The organism is Bradyrhizobium sp. P5_C11_2, assembly GCF_054049755.1.
The window spans coordinates 17,082-35,858 of record NZ_JBFULT010000008.1 but is presented as its reverse complement, the minus strand read 5'-3'; the positions used below and the strand labels follow the sequence as shown (position 1 = coordinate 35,858).

At 65.4% G+C, this 18,777-nt stretch carries 15 protein-coding genes; 8 read left to right on the top strand and 7 right to left on the bottom strand.

The window, feature by feature from the left end; translation table 11 throughout:
* Positions 1 to 186: 186 nt before the first annotated feature.
* Both ACXJL8_RS01890 and ACXJL8_RS01885 read right to left on the bottom strand, forming a co-directional pair.
* A complete protein-coding gene (locus tag ACXJL8_RS01890; RefSeq protein WP_456618480.1) occupies positions 187 to 1,620 on the bottom strand; it encodes a serine hydrolase domain-containing protein in 1,434 nt (477 codons plus the stop codon).
* Positions 1,621 to 1,938: 318 nt separating this feature from the next.
* Complete coding sequence (locus ACXJL8_RS01885; RefSeq protein ID WP_456684521.1) at positions 1,939 to 3,000, bottom strand: helix-turn-helix domain-containing protein; 1,062 nt, start codon at positions 2,998 to 3,000, stop codon at positions 1,939 to 1,941.
* Positions 3,001 to 3,258: 258 nt separating this feature from the next.
* Between ACXJL8_RS01885 and ACXJL8_RS01880 the strand changes: the two genes are divergently transcribed.
* The 3 genes from ACXJL8_RS01880 to ACXJL8_RS01870 all read left to right on the top strand — a co-directional run bounded on the left by ACXJL8_RS01880 (position 3,259) and on the right by ACXJL8_RS01870 (position 8,088).
* Positions 3,259 to 4,176, top strand: a complete 918-nt coding sequence (locus tag ACXJL8_RS01880) for a pirin family protein (protein ID WP_456618482.1) — start codon at positions 3,259 to 3,261, stop codon at positions 4,174 to 4,176.
* A gap of 65 nt (positions 4,177 to 4,241) precedes the next feature.
* Complete coding sequence (locus ACXJL8_RS01875; RefSeq protein WP_456618483.1) at positions 4,242 to 5,156, top strand: phosphoribosylaminoimidazolesuccinocarboxamide synthase; 915 nt, start codon at positions 4,242 to 4,244, stop codon at positions 5,154 to 5,156.
* A gap of 715 nt (positions 5,157 to 5,871) precedes the next feature.
* Positions 5,872 to 8,088, top strand: coding sequence for an SLC26A/SulP transporter family protein (locus ACXJL8_RS01870; RefSeq protein ID WP_456618484.1), 2,217 nt, complete (start codon positions 5,872 to 5,874; stop codon positions 8,086 to 8,088).
* Positions 8,089 to 8,188: 100 nt separating this feature from the next.
* Here the strand turns inward: ACXJL8_RS01870 and ACXJL8_RS01865 are convergent, their stop codons facing one another.
* Positions 8,189 to 8,551 (bottom strand): nuclear transport factor 2 family protein, encoded by a 363-nt coding sequence (locus ACXJL8_RS01865; RefSeq protein ID WP_456618485.1) that lies wholly within the window; start codon positions 8,549 to 8,551, stop codon positions 8,189 to 8,191.
* Between the two features lie 34 nt (positions 8,552 to 8,585).
* Complete coding sequence (locus tag ACXJL8_RS01860; RefSeq protein WP_456618486.1) at positions 8,586 to 9,467, bottom strand: NAD(P)H-binding protein; 882 nt, start codon at positions 9,465 to 9,467, stop codon at positions 8,586 to 8,588.
* A gap of 116 nt (positions 9,468 to 9,583) precedes the next feature.
* Between ACXJL8_RS01860 and ACXJL8_RS01855 the strand changes: the two genes are divergently transcribed.
* Positions 9,584 to 10,396 carry a helix-turn-helix transcriptional regulator gene (locus tag ACXJL8_RS01855; protein ID WP_456618487.1) on the top strand — a complete coding sequence of 271 codons (813 nt, stop codon included), beginning with the start codon at positions 9,584 to 9,586 and terminating at the stop codon, positions 10,394 to 10,396.
* A 112-nt stretch (positions 10,397 to 10,508) separates the two neighbouring features.
* On the opposite strand, the gene ACXJL8_RS01850 is transcribed toward ACXJL8_RS01855, so the two are convergent.
* Positions 10,509 to 12,002: an NAD-dependent succinate-semialdehyde dehydrogenase gene (locus ACXJL8_RS01850; RefSeq protein ID WP_456618488.1), complete on the bottom strand. Its 1,494-nt coding sequence runs from the start codon at positions 12,000 to 12,002 to the stop codon at positions 10,509 to 10,511.
* Positions 12,003 to 12,112: 110 nt separating this feature from the next.
* Complete coding sequence (locus ACXJL8_RS01845) at positions 12,113 to 12,433, bottom strand: hypothetical protein (RefSeq protein ID WP_148773504.1); 321 nt, start codon at positions 12,431 to 12,433, stop codon at positions 12,113 to 12,115.
* Positions 12,434 to 12,782: 349 nt separating this feature from the next.
* On the opposite strand from ACXJL8_RS01845, the gene ACXJL8_RS01840 reads away from it, so the two are divergent.
* Positions 12,783 to 13,976 (top strand): serine hydrolase domain-containing protein, encoded by a 1,194-nt coding sequence (locus tag ACXJL8_RS01840; protein ID WP_456684520.1) that lies wholly within the window; start codon positions 12,783 to 12,785, stop codon positions 13,974 to 13,976.
* Positions 13,977 to 14,117: 141 nt separating this feature from the next.
* On the opposite strand, the gene ACXJL8_RS01835 is transcribed toward ACXJL8_RS01840, so the two are convergent.
* A complete protein-coding gene (locus ACXJL8_RS01835) occupies positions 14,118 to 15,119 on the bottom strand; it encodes an adenosine kinase (RefSeq protein ID WP_456618490.1) in 1,002 nt (333 codons plus the stop codon).
* Between the two features lie 185 nt (positions 15,120 to 15,304).
* Between ACXJL8_RS01835 and murJ the strand changes: the two genes are divergently transcribed.
* From murJ to ACXJL8_RS01820, 3 genes are all read left to right on the top strand, one after another.
* Positions 15,305 to 16,855 carry a murein biosynthesis integral membrane protein MurJ gene (murJ, locus tag ACXJL8_RS01830; RefSeq protein WP_456618491.1) on the top strand — a complete coding sequence of 517 codons (1,551 nt, stop codon included), beginning with the start codon at positions 15,305 to 15,307 and terminating at the stop codon, positions 16,853 to 16,855.
* A gap of 86 nt (positions 16,856 to 16,941) precedes the next feature.
* Positions 16,942 to 17,994 (top strand): tryptophan--tRNA ligase, encoded by a 1,053-nt coding sequence (gene trpS / locus ACXJL8_RS01825; RefSeq protein WP_456618492.1) that lies wholly within the window; start codon positions 16,942 to 16,944, stop codon positions 17,992 to 17,994.
* Between the two features lie 107 nt (positions 17,995 to 18,101).
* A complete protein-coding gene (locus tag ACXJL8_RS01820; RefSeq protein WP_456618493.1) occupies positions 18,102 to 18,596 on the top strand; it encodes a universal stress protein in 495 nt (164 codons plus the stop codon).
* Positions 18,597 to 18,777: the final 181 nt, after the last annotated feature.

Here is an 18,777-nt window from a genome sequence, read left to right as displayed (position 1 = left end):
TTCTTCTCCCTCTCCCCGTTCTTACGGGGCCGCGACGAGCTTCGCTCGCGCTGAGAGGGTTGGGGTGAGGGGCCTCTCTCCCCAGATGAGATGATCGTGAGACCTGTACCCCCTCACCCGGATCGCGCCGGACGATGCTTCGCATCGCCGGGGGCAATCCGACCTCTCCCCGCAAGCGGGGAGAGGTTAAGGCAAGTCCACCCCCGCCAGCTTCCCCTTCTCGCGCGTCGCCGCCACCACGTCGCGCACGAGATCGAACACGCCGTCCGCTTGCGGCGGCCAGTTCGGCGAGCGGCCGAGCCGCACGATCACCAGGCGCTCCGACGGAATCACGATCGTGTACTGCCCGATCGTGCCCTTGGCGAAGAAGGCATCGCGCGGCCAGCCGTGTGTGATGCGAAAATTCGCACCAAAGCTGTCGCCCTGGTTGGTCCAGAAGCCGGCGCCGATGCCGACCCAGGCGTTCGGCGTCGGGCTGGCAGAGTAGTTCACCCATCCCTCGGGGAGGATGCGCCGGCCGCCGGCGACGCCGTCATTGAGATAGAGCTGGCCGAAGCGCGCCCAATCGCGCGCGGATGCGAGCATCTCGCTCGAGCCTTCGATCGTACCCGAGCCATCAAGCTGGAGCGTGACATGGCGCATGCCGAGCGGAGCGAACAATTCGCGGCGCGCGAAGCGCAGCGCCTCACTGGGATTGCCGCCAGCGGCGTTGCGGATCAGATGCGAGAGAATGATGCTATTGCCGTCGTGATAGTTCCACGCCGCGCCTGGCGCAGTCTCGAGCGGGATGCTCTCCGCATACGCGGCCATGTTGGACTCGGCGAATTTCATCCGATTGACCGGCTCGAACGCGGAGCCGAGCGAGGCCTCCAAGGAGCTGCCGAGCGCAAGGCCCGCGGTGTGACGCAAGAGATGATCGACGGTGATGGCATGGCGCGGATCGTCAAGATTTTGCCAGGCGGCGACCGGCGCGGGCCCGTCCAGCTTCAGTCTGCCCTGCCGCACCAGCACGCCTGTCAGCGCCGAGATCACCGATTTCGTCATGGAGAAACCGAGCAGCGGCGTCTCCGGTCCAATGCCGTCCGCGTAGCGCTCGGCGACGATGCGGCCCGACTTCATCACGACGACCGCGCGGGTGCGCCGGTATGGCGGCTGCGCGGGCTCGGTGAAGGCGCGGTCGAGCGCCGCGGCGAGCCCCTCGCCCTGCGGCGGCACGATCGCAGGGCCGGCGATCTCGGCGAGAGCCGCGGACTGCCGGTCGTCCGCAAGCGGCTCGACGGCGGCAATCCCCGCGTCGTGCTCGAGCGTGCAGCCGAGCCCCTCGCGATAGACGGCATGGCTGCGGCCGATTCCGAACAGCGTCACCGTGACGTCCTTGCGGACGCGGTCGACCTGGTAGTCCATCGCCCAGGTGAGCAGACCGGTGCCCGGCATCGCATCGGTGGTCTCGACGAGGTTGCGCCCGGGGTCGAGGCCCGAGACGAAGGTCTCCGAGCAGAGAATGTCGGCGATGAAGCCGGTCGCGACCTTGGGCACGTCGCGGGCCCGCGCCGCGCCGAGCGCGAGGCCGGCAGCGGCGATGGTGGTGGTGAGGAGGATGATCTTGCGGCGGCGGGTCACGGGCTTTCTCCGGCTTGGGGCGTGTGCCGGAGACGAAGCAGGATGCGGGCGATGTGTGCTCGCCGGATTTGGAAAACGGCCTGGTTGAAACTGCGCGGGGCTGGTCGATTCTGGAATAAGCAAGCTATTTCAAAGCAATACGAAGATGCGGCCGCGATGGCGGTCAGCCCCCTCGCCCCGCTTGCTGGGAGAGGGCTGGGGTGAGGGGGAGCCTCCTCAGGGACGGCAACAGTTGGACTTGCGGAGGCTCCCCCTCACCCGGAATTTGCTCCGCAAATTCCGGCCTCTCCCCGCAGGCGGGGAGAGGCGAAGAACCCGTCACGCCGCGTTGACCTTCAGCCGCCGGTACTCGGTCGGCGTCACGCCGGTGACGGCCTTGAAGGCCCGGTTGAAGGGGCCAAGCGACTGGAAGCCGGCGTCCATCGCGATGGTGATGACGGGGACCTCGGCCTGCATGGGATCGGCGAGCGCGGCCTTGGCCTCCTCGATCCGGTGGTTGTTCAGGAACACATTGAAGTTGCGATAGCCGAGCCGCTGGTTGATCAGCCGGCGCAGCCGGTATTCCGGAATTTTCAGCCGGCCCGCGAGCGCGCCGATGGTGATGTTCTCCTGGCGATAGATCCGCTCGTCCGCCATCAGCCGCATCAGGGCGTCGATCAGCTTTTGATCGGCGGCGTCATCGGCCGCAGGCTGACTGAAAACAATCGGCGGTGCGGGTTCCACTGCTGCCGGAAACAGATCCGCCCCGTCAACGCGCATCATGGCATAGACGATCGCCGCAACGGTGCAGGCGAGCACGCCGGCATTGATGGTTTCGGCGACATCGCCGACGTGGTGGCCGGCGGCGGCGATCTGGAGCACCGCGTTCAGCCCGCCATAGAGCGCGGTTATGCAGACGATGAAGACACGAACGCGGCGGCGGCGCTCGACCAGGTCGGCCGGCCAGGAGGCGATCATCTGCCCGACCRCAAGCGCGATGAAACCGAGCACGATCAGATTGACCACCGTCACCGAGAGCCGCACATGGCCGCTAGGTGCAATCCAGACGCAGCCTGCGAAGCTGAAGGCCGTCACCAGCGCCCAGACCCATCCGTGCCACCAGCGCAGGCGAAACTCGTCGTCGAACAGGGAGCGTGTGAACAGCCAGAACACCACGATGGTGCCGGTCGACAACGCGATCAGTGGTGCATGCCAGAGCGGGATCCGCGACGTGACATCCACCGAATAGCTCGCCGCATGCGCGGCCGAGCCCAGCGCGAAGGCCGCGCCGAGGCGGGCTGCGAGCACTTTGCGAAAGTCCTGCAACAGCGACGCCGCCAGCATCAGCAGCAGCGTGACGCTGGCGGCGCGAAAGGCGAGCTCTGTTGCGGCAAGTGTCATCGGCTGATGCGATCGGTCGCGGTTGGAATCAGCCGAACATCGTTCGTTGCGTCCTTTTTTTCAAGGACCATCCACACCCCAACTGTCATCGCCCGGCTTGACCGGGCGATCCAGTATTCCGAGACGGCCGTGATTGAACCGATAGGCCGCGGCGTACTGGATGCCCCGCTTTCGCGGGGCATGACAGCGGTGCTTTGTCGGGACGACGATACGAAATCCTGCTACGATCTCGCCCAAGAAAGTCAAAAGGAGTCCATCATGAGCTGGCAACCCTCCAACGATCCCGTGCTCGGCGACCCCATGTCGTGCGATGCGCTCGACCTCGTCATCGTGCCGCGCACGCGCGACCTCGGCGACGGATTCGAGGTGCGGCGCGCGCTGCCGCATGGCAAACGGCAGATGGTCGGGCCCTTCATCTTCTTCGACCATTTCGGCCCGGTGCAGTTCGTCTCCGGCAAGGGCATGGACGTGCGGCCGCATCCGCATATCGGGCTTGCCACCGTCACCTATCTCTTTGACGGCTCGATCATGCATCGCGACAGCGAGGGCAACATCCAGGAGATCCAACCCGGCGCGATGAATTTGATGACCGCCGGACGCGGCATCGCGCATTCCGAGCGCACGCCGGATGCTCAGCGCGCCTCGGGCCAGAAGATGCTGGGCCTGCAAAGCTGGATCGCACTGCCGGCCGGATCGGAAGAGATCGCGCCGTCGTTCCAGCACTACGGCGCGGGCGATTTGCCGATGATCTCGGAGCGCGACTTCACCGCACGGGTGATCGCGGGCTCCGCCTTCGGCATCACCTCGCCGGTGTCGATGGTGTCGCCCTGGTTCTACACCGAGGTCACGGCCGTTGCGGGCGCGAGCGTGCCGCTCGACCCCGACCACGAGGAGCGCGCGATCTATGTCGTCGACGGCGAGGTTGAGATCGCGAACGAGCGTTACGAGGGGCCGCGGCTGCTGATCTTCCGGCCCGGCGACCGCATCACCGTGAAGGCACTCAAGGCCACGCGGATGATGTTTCTCGGCGGCGATGCATTGGAAGGGCCGCGCCACATCTGGTGGAATTTCGTCTCCTCCAGCAAGGAGCGGATCGAGCAGGCCAAGCAGGACTGGAAAACCGGCCGCTTCACCGCGGTTCCGCAGGAACATGAGTTCATTCCGCTGCCGGAATAGGCTAATCCGGTGTCCGGCCGCGCTGTCCGGCGCTGCCGGATTTCCTGCCTGCGAAAGCTTTGCCGATGACCACCATGCTCTCCAGCGACCTGCCGCTGCCCAAGATCGGGCGCGGCAAGGTGCGCGACATCTACGCCGTCGACGACGACCGCCTGCTGCTCGTCACCACCGACCGCATCAGCGCCTTCGACGTCGTGATGGGCGAGACCATCCCGATGAAGGGCGCGGTGCTGACCCAGATCAGCGCGTTCTGGTTCAACGAGCTCGAAGGCGTGGTGCCGCATCACATGATCAGCGCCGACACCGACGAGATCATCGCGGCCGTGCCCGCCTTGAAGCCGCACCGCGGCGAGATCCTCGGCCGCGCCATGCTGTCGCGCCGCACCACCGTGTTTCCGATCGAATGCGTGATCCGCGGCTACCTCTCGGGATCGGCCTGGAAGGAATACGCAGCCAGCGGCACGCTCGCGGGCGAGGAGCTGAAGGCCGGCCTGGTCGAGAGCGAGAAGCTGGAGCCTGCGATCTTCAGCCCGGCAACCAAGGCAGAGACCGGCCATGACGAGAACATCACGATCGCGCGGATGCGCGAGGTGGTCGGCGACGAGACAGCCTACACGCTCGAGAGCATGACGCGCGCGATCTACACGCTCGGCGAGGAGCTGGCGCGCGAGCAGGGCATCATCATCGCGGATACCAAGTTCGAGTTCGGCCGCGACAAGGACGGCCGCATCATCCTGATCGACGAGGTGATGACGCCGGATTCGTCGCGCTTCTGGGCGGTCGATGCCTACAAGCCCGGCCAGCCGCAGGCGAGCTTCGACAAGCAGCCCTTGCGCGACTATCTCGATGTCGAACGCCGCGCCGGCCGTTGGAACGGCGACGCCCCACCGCCGCCGCTGCCGGCGAGCGTGGTGGACGCAACCAGCAAGCGATATCTGGAAGCGTATCGGCGGGTGACGGGGAGCGAGCTGAAGATCTAGCTCGGCTGTTGCAGCCAAGTCCGTTATTGCCTGCCCAACTCTCCGCTGTCGTCCTGGCGAAAGCCAGGACCCATACCGCGAGGTCTATCGATCGCGGACGGTTCTAATCCCGCACGACCAATCCTCGCCAAACTCCTCCCTGGGGTAATGGGTCCTGGCTTTCGCCAGGACGACGGCGAGTGTGAGGCGACAGCATCAATCTTCACTCGTCGTCCTGGACAAGCGCAGCGAAGCGGAGCGTCGATCCAGGACCCATTACCATAGGGAGGAGTTTGGCGAAGACTCGTGGTCGTCAGCTCGCACCAAACTACTCCCTGGGGTTATGGGTCCCGGCCTTCGCCGGGACGACACCGGGTGTGAGGCGACAGCATCAATCTTCACTCGTCGTCCTGGACAAGCGCAGCGAAGCGGAGCGACGATCCAGGATCCATTACCACGGGGAGTTGTTTGGCGAAGACTCGTGGTCGTCAGCTCGCAACACGACTCCTCGCTGGGGTAATGGGTCCTGGCTTTCGCCAGGACGACACCGGGTGTGTGCTTCGGCTGATCCCGACTTGCCTCCCGCGTATGATCGGCCGTTCACAAGCCGCGGACCCACATCCCCGCCGCATCGCTCCAAAACTGTCGGATACCTCACAGCTGAAAGAATCCAGTTGCGCTAGGCTCGCAGTCGTCTACGTCTCGGACGGGAATGTTCATGAGCGAGTGTCACAGCGTGACAGATCCAGCAATTGACCTCGGTCCGGTCACCGGGGTCAATCCGTCCATCAAGCGTGCGCTGAATGATATATTGGGCGGGAGCGCCGCCAGCGTCCTCACCATCACATTCGGGCTGTCCTACGCGCTGCTGATCTTCACAGGCCCGCTGTCGCCCTATCTGTCCTACGGCATCGCCGCGACCTTCATCAGCTCCGCGATGATCGCCGCCGTCATCGCGCTGGGAAGCTCCCTGCCCTTCGCGATCGCCGCCCCCGACAGCTCGACGGCCGCGGTGACGGGCATTCTGGCCGCTTCGCTGGTCGAGCGCGTCGAAGCGGCCAATCTGTCGGCACCGCTGCTGCAGCCGGTCCTGATCACGCTCGGCCTGTCGACCGGGCTGACGGGGATCGTGCTGTGCGGACTGGGGCTGACGCGACTGGGCCGCGCCATCCGCTACGTGCCCTATCCGGTGGTCGGCGGCTTCCTCGGCGCCACCGGGCTCCTGATCGTCATGGGCGCGATCCGGGTGATCACCGATCACCCCGTGCAATTCGCAACGATGCTGCGCTTCACCGACGGCATCACGCTGTCGGAGCTCGGCGCCGCCTGCGCCATGGCGATGGTGCTGTATCTGGCCTGGCACCGCTCGCGCAGCCCGTTCGGCCTGCCGATCATCCTGGTCGGCGGCATGCTGACGGCACATCTGGCGTTCTGGATCGCAGGGATTTCGCCGGAGGAAGCGCGCGCCCTGGGCTGGATCTTCCAGCCGCCGCCGGCGGCGGCCTTCATGCTGCCCTGGCACACCGACGATCTCGCGAATTATCCCTGGTCCGCCGTGCCGGACCTGCTCGGCAACGTTGTCGCCGTGATCTTCGTCACTGCCTCCAGCACGCTGTTCAACACCACCGGCATCGAGGTCGCCGTGCATCGCGAGGCCAATCTGGAGCGCGAGCTCAACGTCACCGGCGCGGCCAACATCCTGACCGGCGTGCTCGGCGGCTATGCCGGCTGCATCTCGGTCAGCCGCTCGATCCTCAATTTCTCCAGCGGCGGCCGTGGGCGCCTGTCCGGGTTCACGGTCGCGGCGATCTCGCTGCTGATGCTCGCGATCGCGCCGGAACTGCTCGGCTTCATGCCGAAATTCGTGCTCGGCGGCCTGCTGCTCTATCTCGGCGCCGACCAGCTGCACAAATGGCTCATCGAATCGCGCAAGCGGCTCTCGCGGCTTGAATACCTCTCGCTGGTCGCCATCATCGCGATCATCGTTCTCTGGGGATTCGTGCCCGGCATCCTGATCGGCGTCGTCATCGGCTGCGCGACCTTCGCGTTCAGCGCGGCGCGGGTCGAATCGATCAAATACAGCTTCGACGGCGCCGAATATCGCTCTTCGCTCGACCGCTCGCGCGACGACCAGGAGGTGCTGCTGGCCCATGGCGGCAAGATCCAGGGCCTCAACCTCCAGAGCTATCTGTTCTTCGGCTCCGCCAACCGGCTCTACCAGCACGTCAAGCAACTGCTCCAGGAACGCCCCGAGTGCCGCTATTTGCTGTTCGATTTCAAGCTCGTCACCGGCGTCGACTCCTCGGCCGCCTATAGTTTTGCCCAGATCAAGCGCAGCGCCGCCGATCTCGGCGTCGAGCTGATCCTGGTGCATCTGTCGGCCGCGGCCGAGAAGGTGCTGCGTTCCAGCGACTTCATCAGCGAAAGCGTCACCATCATTCCCGAGCTCGATCATGCGCTGGAATGGTGCGAGAACGAGCTCATCGCGAAGCATCAGGGGCTGGAACAGGAGCAGGCGAGCCTGCGCGACTGGTTCACGGGGATCCTCGACAGCGAGGACGATGCCGACGAGCTGATCCGCCGCTGCCAGCGCCTCGAGGTCGAGGCCGGCGACGTCATCGTGCAGGCCGGCGATCCCGCCGATTCCATGCACTTCATCCTCGACGGCCGCGTCGGCATCATGATCCCCGCCGACGACGACCGCACCACGCGCGTGCGCAGCCTCGGCCGCTACACCACGATCGGCGAGATGGGCCTGGTGTCGCAGACGCCGCGCAGCGCGACGATCCAGGCCGAGGTCGACAGCGTCCTCTATGTGCTGAACACGCACCAGTTCGACGAGATCAAGGCCGAGGACCCCGCGCTCAGCCACAAGCTGCTGACCTATTTCGTGTCGATCATGGCCGAGCGGCTGACGTTTGCGAACCGGACGATCGCGGTGCTGAGGCGATGATTGGCCCGTAGCCCGGATGGAGCGAAAGCGTAATCCGGGATCGTGCCACAAGCGACAGAGGCCCCGGATTGCGCTTCGCTCCATCCGGGCTACGGGGCTATCACTGCCGCGGATTTACAAAGCCGTGAAGCTGCCGGATGCGGTCTCCATCCAGGACCGCCATGTCAATGCCTGTTGCAGCCGGGGTTGCAGCTCCCGGCGCGGCCAACGTCCAGCCGAACAGGACCTGATCGTGATGCGCATTCACGCTCCCTGCAAGCGTGAAGCGCAGGTCCGGAAGCCTTGCCTGCAAGGCTTCCACCAGGCGCTCGATTGCATCCCGTCCGGCGACCGAGTCATTCGGGTCGATATAGACGCACGCGTCGCTGAAGACCTCGTCGATCAGCCGCCGGCGTTTGCCGGCATCTCGCTCGTTCCAGACGGCAATGTAGTTCCGGACGAGATTTGTCACGCGTTCGCTCATTGGATTTTCTCCTCCACATGACCATGCCTGCCGTTTACGACAGGGTATCGCTAACCATCGTGTCCAGGCTGCTCGCGGCGACGCCCAACAGTTTCTCGGTATCGCCGGCATCGAGCAGAAGCGGCTTCTCGAACAGATAAGACATCTCGATCCCTTCGCTGAAGCCGATGCCTTCCAGATCGGCCGAGGTGAGGCGAAGCAGGTCCGGAACGCCAATCCTCAGCGCGACCGCAAATCTGCGCACCAGTTCGCGCACGGACGCGGACTGCGACGGCACGTGAAAGGCGCGGCCCCATTTTCCGGTAAAGCGCGACGCAGCGACCAGCGTCCTCGCCGTGTCCTTGGTGAAAGACCAGGCATGCGCCACATCGGGATCGCCAAGGAACGCGACCGGCTCGTTCTTGAGCAGCGACGGCAGTGCCAGCAGCGAGAAATACGCGACCGCGCCCTTGCCGAGATAGTCGCTTGCACGGACCTCGAGCGCGGGAACGTTCGATCGCAGCGCACGCTGCCACATGATGTGCCGGGTCGTGCCCTTCCGGGTGGTCGGGTCCGGCTCCAGGTCCGCAGTGAGAGGGCTCACGGCCGCCGCGCCATAGCCATAGACATTCCCGACCACGATCAGCCTGGCACCAACCTGCTCGGCCGCCTTGACCGTTCCGTCCATGATCGGAAAGAAGTCGGTCGGCCATCTGTGATAGGCGGCCATGGCGCACATGAAGATCGCGTCGGCGCCCTTGCTGAGTGACGCCAGCTGTGCGGCGTCGGTGGCATCCGACGAAACCGTACGCACATCTGCGAGATCGAGCGACCCGGCATTCCTGCTGGTCAGGATGACGCTGTGTCCGTCCTCCGCAAGAAGGCGGGCGGTTTCGCGCCCGACGGGACCGGCTCCGACAATCACGTAATGACTCACTTGGCATCCTCATTTGTCACGAGACGACAGATGAGTTCTTGGCCTCGGAGCCGTTGAAAATCGCGCACAAGGCGCCAAATACCGAGCACGTTCCGCCAAGATCTGGAGCCTGGCCCATGCATGCGAGACCGCGTTCGGCGCCAACATCGGCCGGTACCGCCGCCGCGGCCATGCGAACCGAGCCCGACTCCGTCGCGCTCGAGCCGATCCGCGATCACCGGATCGTCATCCACCTCAGCCCTGCGACGCGCTCATTCTGTCTTGAGACCGGGGATCAGTTTCTGCGTCAGGCCGGCGATATCGATGTGATTCCGTGCGGCGCCGTCGGCGGCTTTGTCGCGGAGACGCCCTACCAGTCGCTTCAGATCCGACTCGCGCCGAGCATGCTGGACCATGCCGCATCCAGGGCTCGACAATCGGCATCCGCCCGACTGACGCACCATCATATGCTGCGGAATGACCGCATCGTTCTGCTTGGACAGGCTCTCGAAAGCGACCTGAAAGCGGGCTCGCCGAGCGGCCCGTTGTTTGCTGAGAACGTGGGAATGGCCCTGGCGGTCGAATTGCTGAACCTGGCGAATGACCCGCCGGCCCAGGCCATCCGCCTGTCGAACGCGCAGCTCCAGAGAGTCCTGGCCTATATCGATGCGAATCTCGACCAGCCGCTCACCATCGACATTCTCAGCCGCGAGGCCGGTGTCAGCAGCTCGCATCTACGGGCCTGGTTCAAGGCGGCGATGGGCGTCACGGTCCATCACTACGTTCTGAGGAGGCGGGTGGAGCACGCGCAGCAGCTGGTGCTTCAAGGCAATCGCAAGCTCAGCGAAATTGCCCTTGAAGCGGGCTTTTCCCATCAATCTCACCTCGCCAAATGGATGCGGCTCGAGCTTGGATACAGTCCCAGCGAACTGCGCCGAAGCAAGAATTGATTGCTTGCGTGGTTTCGTAGCCCGGATGGAGCGCAGCGCAATCCGGGATCGTGCCACAAGCGACGGATGTCCCGGATTACGCTTCGCTCCATCCGGGCTACAAGACTAGAGCCTAAACCCCCGCCATCATCACGTATTTGATCTCGACATATTCTTCCATGCCGTGGCGCGAGCCCTCGCGGCCGAGGCCGCTCTCCTTGACGCCGCCGAAGGGCGCGACCTCCGTGGTGATCAGGCCGGTGTTGACGCCGACCATGCCGGACTCAAGCGCTTCGGCGACGCGCCAGACGCGGCCGAGATCGCGGGAGTAGAAGTAGGAGGCCAGACCGAACGGCGAGGCGTTGCACATCGCGATGACGTCGGCTTCGTCCTTGAAGCGGATCACCGGGGCGAGCGGGCCGAACGTCTCTTCCTGCGCCACCAGCGAATCCGGCTTGACGTCGGCAAGCACGGTCGGCTCGAAGAAGGAACGTCCGAGCTCGCTGCGCTTGCCGCCGGTGACAACCTTGGCGCCGCGCTTCACGGCATCCGCGATGTGGCGCTCGACCTTGTCGACCGCTTTCAGGTTGATCAGCGGGCCCTGCGTGACGCCGCTCTCGGTGCCATCGCCGATCTTCATCACCGCGACCTTGGCCGAGAGCTTCTTCACGAACTCATCGTAGATCTTGTCCTGGGCGTAGAGACGGTTGGCGCAGACGCAGGTCTGGCCCATGTTGCGGTATTTCGAGACGATGGCGCCTTCGACCGCGGCATCGATATCGGCGTCGTCGAACACCACGAACGGCGCGTTGCCGCCGAGCTCCAGGCCGAGCCGCTTCACGCCGACGGAGGCCTGCTGGTAGAGAATCTTGCCGACAGCGGTCGAGCCGGTGAAGCCGACGAAGCGCACCGCCGGGTGCTCGCACAGCACCTTGCCGATCGGCGGTGCATCACCGGTGATGATGTTGAACACGCCCTTGGGCACGCCGGCCTTTTCCGCCAGCACGGCGAGCGCCAGCGCCGACAGCGGCGTCTCATTGGCGGGCTTCAGCACCACGGTGCAGCCGGCCGCCAGCGCCGGCGAGACTTTTCGCGTGATCATCGAGTTCGGGAAATTCCACGGCGTGATGGCGCCGCAGACGCCGATCGGCTGCTTGATGGCGAGCAGGCGCGCATCGGGCCGCTGGGTCGGAATGGTCTCGCCATAAACCCGACGGGCCTCTTCCGCGAAAAACTCGACATAGGCGCCGCCGATGTCGACCTCGCCGAGCGCTTCCGTCAGCGGCTTGCCCTGTTCGGAGGTGAGGATCAGCGCCAGGTCCTCGCGGTTGGCGATGATCAGCTCGAACCATTTGCGCAGGATGTTGGAGCGCTGCTTGGCGGTGTGCTTGGCCCAGGCCGGGAACGCGCGCTGGGCAGCTTCCACCGCCTTGGTGGTCTCGTCAGCACCAAGCTGCGGGACTTTCGCGAGCTCGACGCCGGTCGCGGGATTGTTGACGGCAAAGACCGGCGTGCCGACCCAGGCGCCGTCGATGTAGCACGCCTCCTTCAGCAGCGAGGGATCCTTCAACCGGTCGCGCAGGGTGGATGTGGCGTGTTGGGCGCGTGCGGCGGCGGTCGGGGTCATGGCGTTGCTCCTTCGGACGATCGGATCGGCCCGGAATATAGGGACAAGCGGCGCGCAATGCACCGTCCCGCAACGCGCATCTGGTGGGAATTAAAGTGGGATCCGCGAGGTTACGCCGCGCCGCTCATATAGGTTTCGCGCCGGCCGATCATGCGCTCCGCCGCGGCCTTGGCGTCGGCCTTCGAGGACGTCGCGCAGGTCCGGTATTCGAGATCGGGGGCGTCGGAGGTGTCGCGGCGGCCGAACCACGACTTCGAGCCGACCGGCAGCAGCGCCAGCGCCTGCGCCAGATTGTCGACCGCGCCGAACGAATAGAGCGCGCCGGTGCCGGCGATGCGGACCTCGTAGATGCCCGGCGCAATCGGCGCCTCGAGATTGTCGCCCCGTCCGGGACGGGGATAGCGCTTCCATTCGCTCCAGGTTGAAATCATCAGAGGCCCCCTCGCGGCCGATCAGCAGCCGCCAAATTTGCATCAAGTCTTAACGTCGGCCGCCTCATTGAGGCGGGTGCTGAACGCCGCAACGCACAAAATGGTTCAAGTGCTCGAAAACCCTCGAAGCATATCGCCTGAGCCCGTTCTGGGTCACTGCGAAGTGCGGCCATCCACCGCAGATTGTGAGGAAGTGTTGCAGTCCAGTCGCCCTGTCGTCCTGCGCGGGGCGCGGGTCGTCAAGTCACGACATCGCGACCGGTCAAGACCCACGGACGCGCTTGCCGCACGGAGCACGCGGGAGGACAATCGATCACTTCCAACAATAATCAAACCGGAGGAAACGCGTATGCAAAGCCAAGCCCAGATCGACGAGGTTCTGCGTAAGRCAAGCGACGCAAAAGAGATTCCCGGCGTCGTCGCGATTGCCGCCAGCGGCAACGACGTGCTGTATCAGGGCGCGTTCGGCAAGCGCGACCTGTCCAAGCCCGACGCGATGACGCCCGACAGCGTGTTCTGGATCGCCTCGATGACGAAGGCGGTGACATCGGCGGGCGCGATGCAACTGGTCGAGCAAGGCAAGCTGTCGCTGGACGCGCCGATCGGTGAGGTGTTGCCCGACCTCGCCAAGCCGCAGGTGCTCGAAGGCTTTGACGCCAAGGGCGAGCCGAAATTGCGGCCGGCGAAGGGACCGATCACGCTGCGCCAGCTCATGACCCACACCGCCGGCTTCGCCTACAATGTGTGGAACGGCGATCTCGCGGTCTATCTGGAGAAGACCGGAATCCCGAACATCTTCTCCTGCCAGAACGTCGCGCTGAAGACGCCGATCATGTCCGATCCCGGCACCCGCTGGGAGTATGGCATCAACATCGACTTCGTCGGCAAGGCGGTGGAAGCCGTGAGCGGCAAGCGTCTCGACGCTTATCTGCGCGACAATCTCTTCACCCCGCTCGGCATGAGCGACACCGGCTTCAAGATCACCGACAACATGCGCCGGCGGCTGGTCGCCACGCACGCACGCGGCGAGGATGGATCGCTGGCGCCGATCCCGTTCGAGATCGAGCAGAATCCGGAATTTTGCATGGGTGGCGGCGGCCTTTACGGCACTGCCAGCGACTACATCAAGTTCACCCAGATGATCCTGAACAAGGGCCGCGGCAACGGCAACCAGGTGCTGAAGCCCGAGACGGTCACTCTGATGGGCCAGAACCACATTGGCGATCTCACCATTGGCAAGATGACGACGGTGGCGCCCATGTACACGAACGACGTCGATCTCTTTCCCGACATCGTGAAGAAGTGGGGGCTCTCCTTCCTGATCAACACTGCCAAGACGCCGGAGGGCCGCAGCGCCGGCAGCCTCGCCTGGGCTGGTCTCGCCAATACCTATTTCTGGATCGACCCGGCGCGCGATGTTGCCGGCGTGATCCTGATGCAGGTGTTGCCGTTCGTCGACGCCAAATGCCTGGAGGCTTTCGCGGGATTCGAGCGCGGCGTCTATGCCGGGCTCGATGCGGGCAGCGGGCAGAAGGCGGCGTGAGGGGCGCAACTCTCGCCACACGAAAACTGTCATTCCCCGCGAAAGCGGGGAATCCAGTACGCCGATAAACCACTGACGTCTCGGAGTACTGGATCGCCCGGTCAAGCCGGGCGATGACAGCGAGAATGAGGCGACTTCGCGCTACCCCGTCAGCCCGCGCTGCTGGGCGAGCTCCTTCAGCGACACTTGCGGCCGTGCGCCGATGTGCTGGATCACTTCGGCGGCGGCGAGTGCGCCGAGCTGGCCGCACTGCTTGTACGGCAGCTCGCGCGCCAGTCCGAACAGGAAGCCGGCGGCGAAGAGGTCGCCGGCGCCGGTGGTGTCGACCAGCTGCGTGATGGGGAACGCAGGTGCGGCGACGGCGTCTTCCGGCGACACCACCACGCAGCCCTTCTCGCTGCGGGTGACGACGCCGAGATTGACGTCGTTGCGCAGCTGCTTCAGCGCGGTGTCGAAGTCCGAGGTCATGTAGAGCGAATGCAGCTCGGACTCGTTGGCGAAGACGATGTCGACGGTGCCGTTGCGCATCAACGCGAGAAACTCGTCGCGATAGCGGTCGACACAGAAGGAATCCGACAGCGTCAGCGCCACCTTGCGCTTGGCATCATGGGCGATCTTGGCGGCCTTGACGAAGGCGTCCTTGGCGTTCTTGGGGTCCCAGAGATAGCCCTCGAGATAGACGATGCCGGCGCTCGCGATCTCGGCCGGATCGATGTCGGCGGGCGACAGATCCTGCGCGGCGCCGAGATAGGTGTTCATGGTGCGCTCGCCGTCGCCCGTCACCAGGATGTAGGAACAGCCGGTGGCCGGGCCGTCTTTCGCCGCGGGCGTGTTGAAGGCGACACCGGCGGCGCGGATGTCGTGGACATAGAGCTTGCCGATCTGGTCGTCCTTGACCTTGCCGACATAGGCGGCTCGGGCCCCCAGGCTGCCGATGCCGACGATGGTGTTGGCGGCCGAGCCGCCCGAGACCTCGGTCGCCGGGCCCATGTCCTTGTAGATGGCGGCAGCCCGCGCCTCGTCGATCAGGGACATGCTGCCCTTGGTCATGGCGTGCCTGGCCAAAAAGGCTTCATCGGTCCTGACCAGCACGTCGAACAGCGCGTTGCCGATCCCGAGAACGTCGTATTTCACGTCAGCCATTCACTTTGATCCCGTTGCCCGATTGCGATCTCGCGGAAAATCCGCTTCCTGTCGGCCTGAAAATGCAGCTCGCGGCCTATCACGACCGGGGCCGCGCGAGCAAGCAACGAGGGTTATCTTTTGACGCGTTTTCTTGACGCGAACCGGGGCCAGCTCGCCCGAAAACGCCATGGTATGAACGCCCGATGATCCGCTCCTTCCTGACCGTCTCGACGGGAACACTGGCCTCGCGGCTGCTGGGCTTTGCGCGCGATTCCCTGATCGCGGCGCTGCTGGGCACCGGTGCCGTGGCGGATGCCTTTCTGGCGGCGTTCCAGCTCGTCAACGTGGTGCGGCGGCTGCTCAGCGAAGGGGCGCTGAATGCGGCGCTGATCCCGGCCTGGCTGCGCGTCCGTGACCGCGATGGCGAGGCGGCCGCAGCGGCGTTCGCGGGACGCGTGCTCGGTACGGTCAGCGCGGCCCTGATCGCGATCTCGATCGTCATCGCGCTCGCAATGCCGCTGATCATCACGCTCGTCGCGCCGGGTTTTCTCGGCAGCCCCACGCTCGATCTCGCCGTCCAGAACGCGCGGCTGATGCTGCCCTATCTCGCCTTTGCCGGCCCCGTCACGGTGCTGATGGGACTGCTCAATGCGCAGGGACGGTTTGCGCTCACGGCGTTCTCGCCGCTGCTGTTCAACATCGCCCTGATCGCCGCGATCGCGGCCCTGCTGCTCTGGCACGCCGATGCGGCCTTCGCCGCGTGGATGCTGGCCGCCACCGTCGGCGTCGCCGGCCTGCTGCAGCTCGTGATGCTGCTGTCGCGGCGAAGCGGGCGCCTTGCGACACCGTTGCGCGCAAACTTCGACACGGACATGCGCGGCTTCCTTGCCAAGGCTATCCCCGGCATGATCGCAAGCTCGGGCCCGCAATGGCTGATGGTGGCCGGTGCGATCATTGCGTCCGCGACACCCTCCGCCGTCTCCTGGCTCTATTTCGCCAACCGCCTGATCGAGCTGCCGCTCGGCATCGTCGGCGTCGCCATGGGCACGGTGCTGGTGCCGGAGCTGACGCGCGCGGTGGCGAGCGGCGACCGTGACGCGGTGGCGCACGCGGAATCGCGCGCGCTGGAGCTTGCGACCGGGCTGGCGCTGCCCGCCACGCTCGGACTGGTCGTGCTGGCCGAGCCGATCGTGCGGCTGTTGTTCGAGCATGGCGCCTTCGGCGCAGATGACAGCACGGCCACCGCGCGCGCGCTGATGTGGCTGGCGCTGGGCCTGCCGGCCCACGTGCTGATCAAGGCGCTGTCGCCGGCCTTCTTCGCCCGCAGCGACACCATGACGCCGCTCTTGGCGACCGCCAAAGGGCTTGTGGTCGCGGTCGCGCTCGCGGTCCTGCTCGGCCATTTTTTCGGCGCAAGCGGGATCGCGGCGAGCATTGCCGCCGGGGCCTGGAGCAGCGCGCTCGCCCTGCTCCGGACCGGCACCACCGAATTCGGCTTCTCGGTCGACGCAGCCGCCCGCAAGCGGCTGCCGCGAATCGTGCTCGCCGCGCTCGCCATGGGCGCCCTGCTCTGGCTGACCGCGGGTCTGATGCCCGCCGAGGCCCATGGCCTCATCCGCTTCATCGTGCTGGGCCTGCAGATCGCGGCGGGGATCGCCGTCTACGGGCTGATCCTGCAAATTCTCGGCGTCGCGTCCTGGCGCGAGGCGGCCAATGCCCTGAAGCGGCCTGCCCGGCCCGACCTCGGCGCGTAAGGCGATGGAATTACCCTTGACGGGGCAGCGCCGCTGTTGGAAACGACGGCCGAATATCTCAGGAAGGCTTGCCAGGACAGCTTACCATGCCATTCGTTGAACGGGTCTTTTCGGGCGTCCAGCCGACGGGCAATCTGCATCTCGGCAATTACCTCGGCGCGATCGTCAACTTCGTGAAGATGCAGGAAACCCACAACTGCATCTATTGCGTCGTCGACATGCACGCGATCACGCAAGGGGTCGACGTCTGGGGCGGACCGGCCGAGCTCGCGCGCAACACCCGCGAGGTGACCGCGGCGTTCATCGCCAGCGGCATCGATCCGAACAAGCACATCGTGTTCAACCAGAGCCAGGTCTCGGGCCATGCCGAGCTCGCCTGGATCTTCAACTGCGTCGCGCGCATGGGTTGGCTGGGCCGCATGACCCAGTTCAAGGAGAAGGCCGGCAAGGACCGCGAGAATGCGTCCGTCGGGCTGTTCGACTACCCCGTGCTGATGGCGGCCGACATTTTGCTGTACCGCGCCACCCATGTTCCGGTCGGCGAGGACCAGAAGCAGCATCTCGAGCTCTCGCGCGACATCGCGCAGAAGTTCAACAATGATTTCGGCGACTCGATCCGAAGCCAGGGCGCCAATGACGGCCTGTTCTTCCCGCTGCCGGAACCCCTGATCACGGGCCCGGCGACGCGCGTGATGAGCCTGCGCGACGGCACCAAGAAGATGTCGAAGTCGGATGCGTCGGACAATTCACGCATCAATCTGACCGACGACGCCGACACCATTGCGCAGAAGATCCGCAAGGCGAAGACCGATCCGGAGCCGCTGCCGACCGAGGAAAAGGGCCTGGAAGCGCGCCCCGAGGCCGACAATCTCGTCGGCATCTTTGCCGCGCTCTCCGGCCGCAGCAAGGCCGAGGTGCTGCGCGAATTCGGCGGCGGACAGTTCTCCAGCTTCAAGAACGCGCTGGCAGAGCTGTGCGTCACCAAGCTCGCGCCGATCGCCGGCGAGATGAAGCGCCTCGTCGCCGATCCCGGCCATATCGACGCGATCCTGAACGACGGCGCCGACCGGGCCCGCGCGATCGCCGACGAGACCATGAGGCTGTCGAAGGACATCGTCGGCTTCATCCGCCGGCGCTGATTGTTGCGTTCACAAGACGGCCAGCGCCACGGCGCCGGCCGACGTCCCCTCTCCCAAACCCACGGAGAGTGTGGCAGCATGTCGGCCGCGCACACGCCGGGACATGCATGACCAGCAAGCGACTTTGCTTCGAGCCGGGTCACAAGCCCAAATGCCTCGTCGTCGTCGACGACACCGCCGAATGGGATCGCGCGGTCTATTACGCCAGCCGCTGGGCGATCCGTGCCGGCGGCGGCGTGGTGATGCTGCGTATCATCGAGATCGAGGACCAGAACCAGCAATGGCTGGGGGTCGCCGACATCATGAGGGCCGAGGCGAATGAAGCGGCGGAGGCCGCGCTCGACCGTGCCGCAGGCCGCGCCAACGGCATCGCCGCGATCACGCCGGAGCGGGTCATCCGCGAAGGTGCCGCGATGGAACAGCTGCTCGCGGTGATCGACGAGGACCCCGACATCGCCATGCTGGTGCTCGCCGCCAATCCCGGCGCGGAAGGTCCGGGGCCGCTGGTCTCGCTGCTGGCGCACGCGCTGGGCACGTTCCCCGTTCCGGTGACGATCATCTCCGGGGCACTGAGCGACCAGAGCGTGGATTCGCTGTCGTAGCTCTCCTGGTCTGGGCGAATGGCCAACCAGCTTCTCGTCATGCCCGGGCTTGTCCCGGGCATCCACGTTCTTGGGACCGGGGGGAAGTAACGCGTGGATGGCCGGGACAAGCCCGGCCATGACGGCGCGGGACTATTTGAGTATCCTAACCCGCTGATATAACAACGAAACGCGCTCCTTA

What these genes read in the sequence shown, in the direction of transcription:
- ACXJL8_RS01880 (WP_456618482.1), top strand. Translation starts at nt 3,259, where the DNA reads ATGAGCTGGCAACCCTCCAACGATCCCGTGCTCGGCGACCCCATGTCG.
- ACXJL8_RS01875 (WP_456618483.1), top strand. Translation starts at nt 4,242, where the DNA reads ATGACCACCATGCTCTCCAGCGACCTGCCGCTGCCCAAGATCGGGCGC.
- ACXJL8_RS01865 (WP_456618485.1), bottom strand. Translation starts at nt 8,551, where the DNA reads ATGAGCGAACGCGTGACAAATCTCGTCCGGAACTACATTGCCGTCTGG.
- ACXJL8_RS01855 (WP_456618487.1), top strand. Translation starts at nt 9,584, where the DNA reads ATGCATGCGAGACCGCGTTCGGCGCCAACATCGGCCGGTACCGCCGCC.
- ACXJL8_RS01850 (WP_456618488.1), bottom strand. Translation starts at nt 12,002, where the DNA reads ATGACCCCGACCGCCGCCGCACGCGCCCAACACGCCACATCCACCCTG.
- ACXJL8_RS01845 (WP_148773504.1), bottom strand. Translation starts at nt 12,433, where the DNA reads ATGATTTCAACCTGGAGCGAATGGAAGCGCTATCCCCGTCCCGGACGG.
- ACXJL8_RS01835 (WP_456618490.1), bottom strand. Translation starts at nt 15,119, where the DNA reads ATGGCTGACGTGAAATACGACGTTCTCGGGATCGGCAACGCGCTGTTC.
- murJ (WP_456618491.1), top strand. Translation starts at nt 15,305, where the DNA reads ATGATCCGCTCCTTCCTGACCGTCTCGACGGGAACACTGGCCTCGCGG.
- trpS (WP_456618492.1), top strand. Translation starts at nt 16,942, where the DNA reads ATGCCATTCGTTGAACGGGTCTTTTCGGGCGTCCAGCCGACGGGCAAT.
- ACXJL8_RS01820 (WP_456618493.1), top strand. Translation starts at nt 18,102, where the DNA reads ATGACCAGCAAGCGACTTTGCTTCGAGCCGGGTCACAAGCCCAAATGC.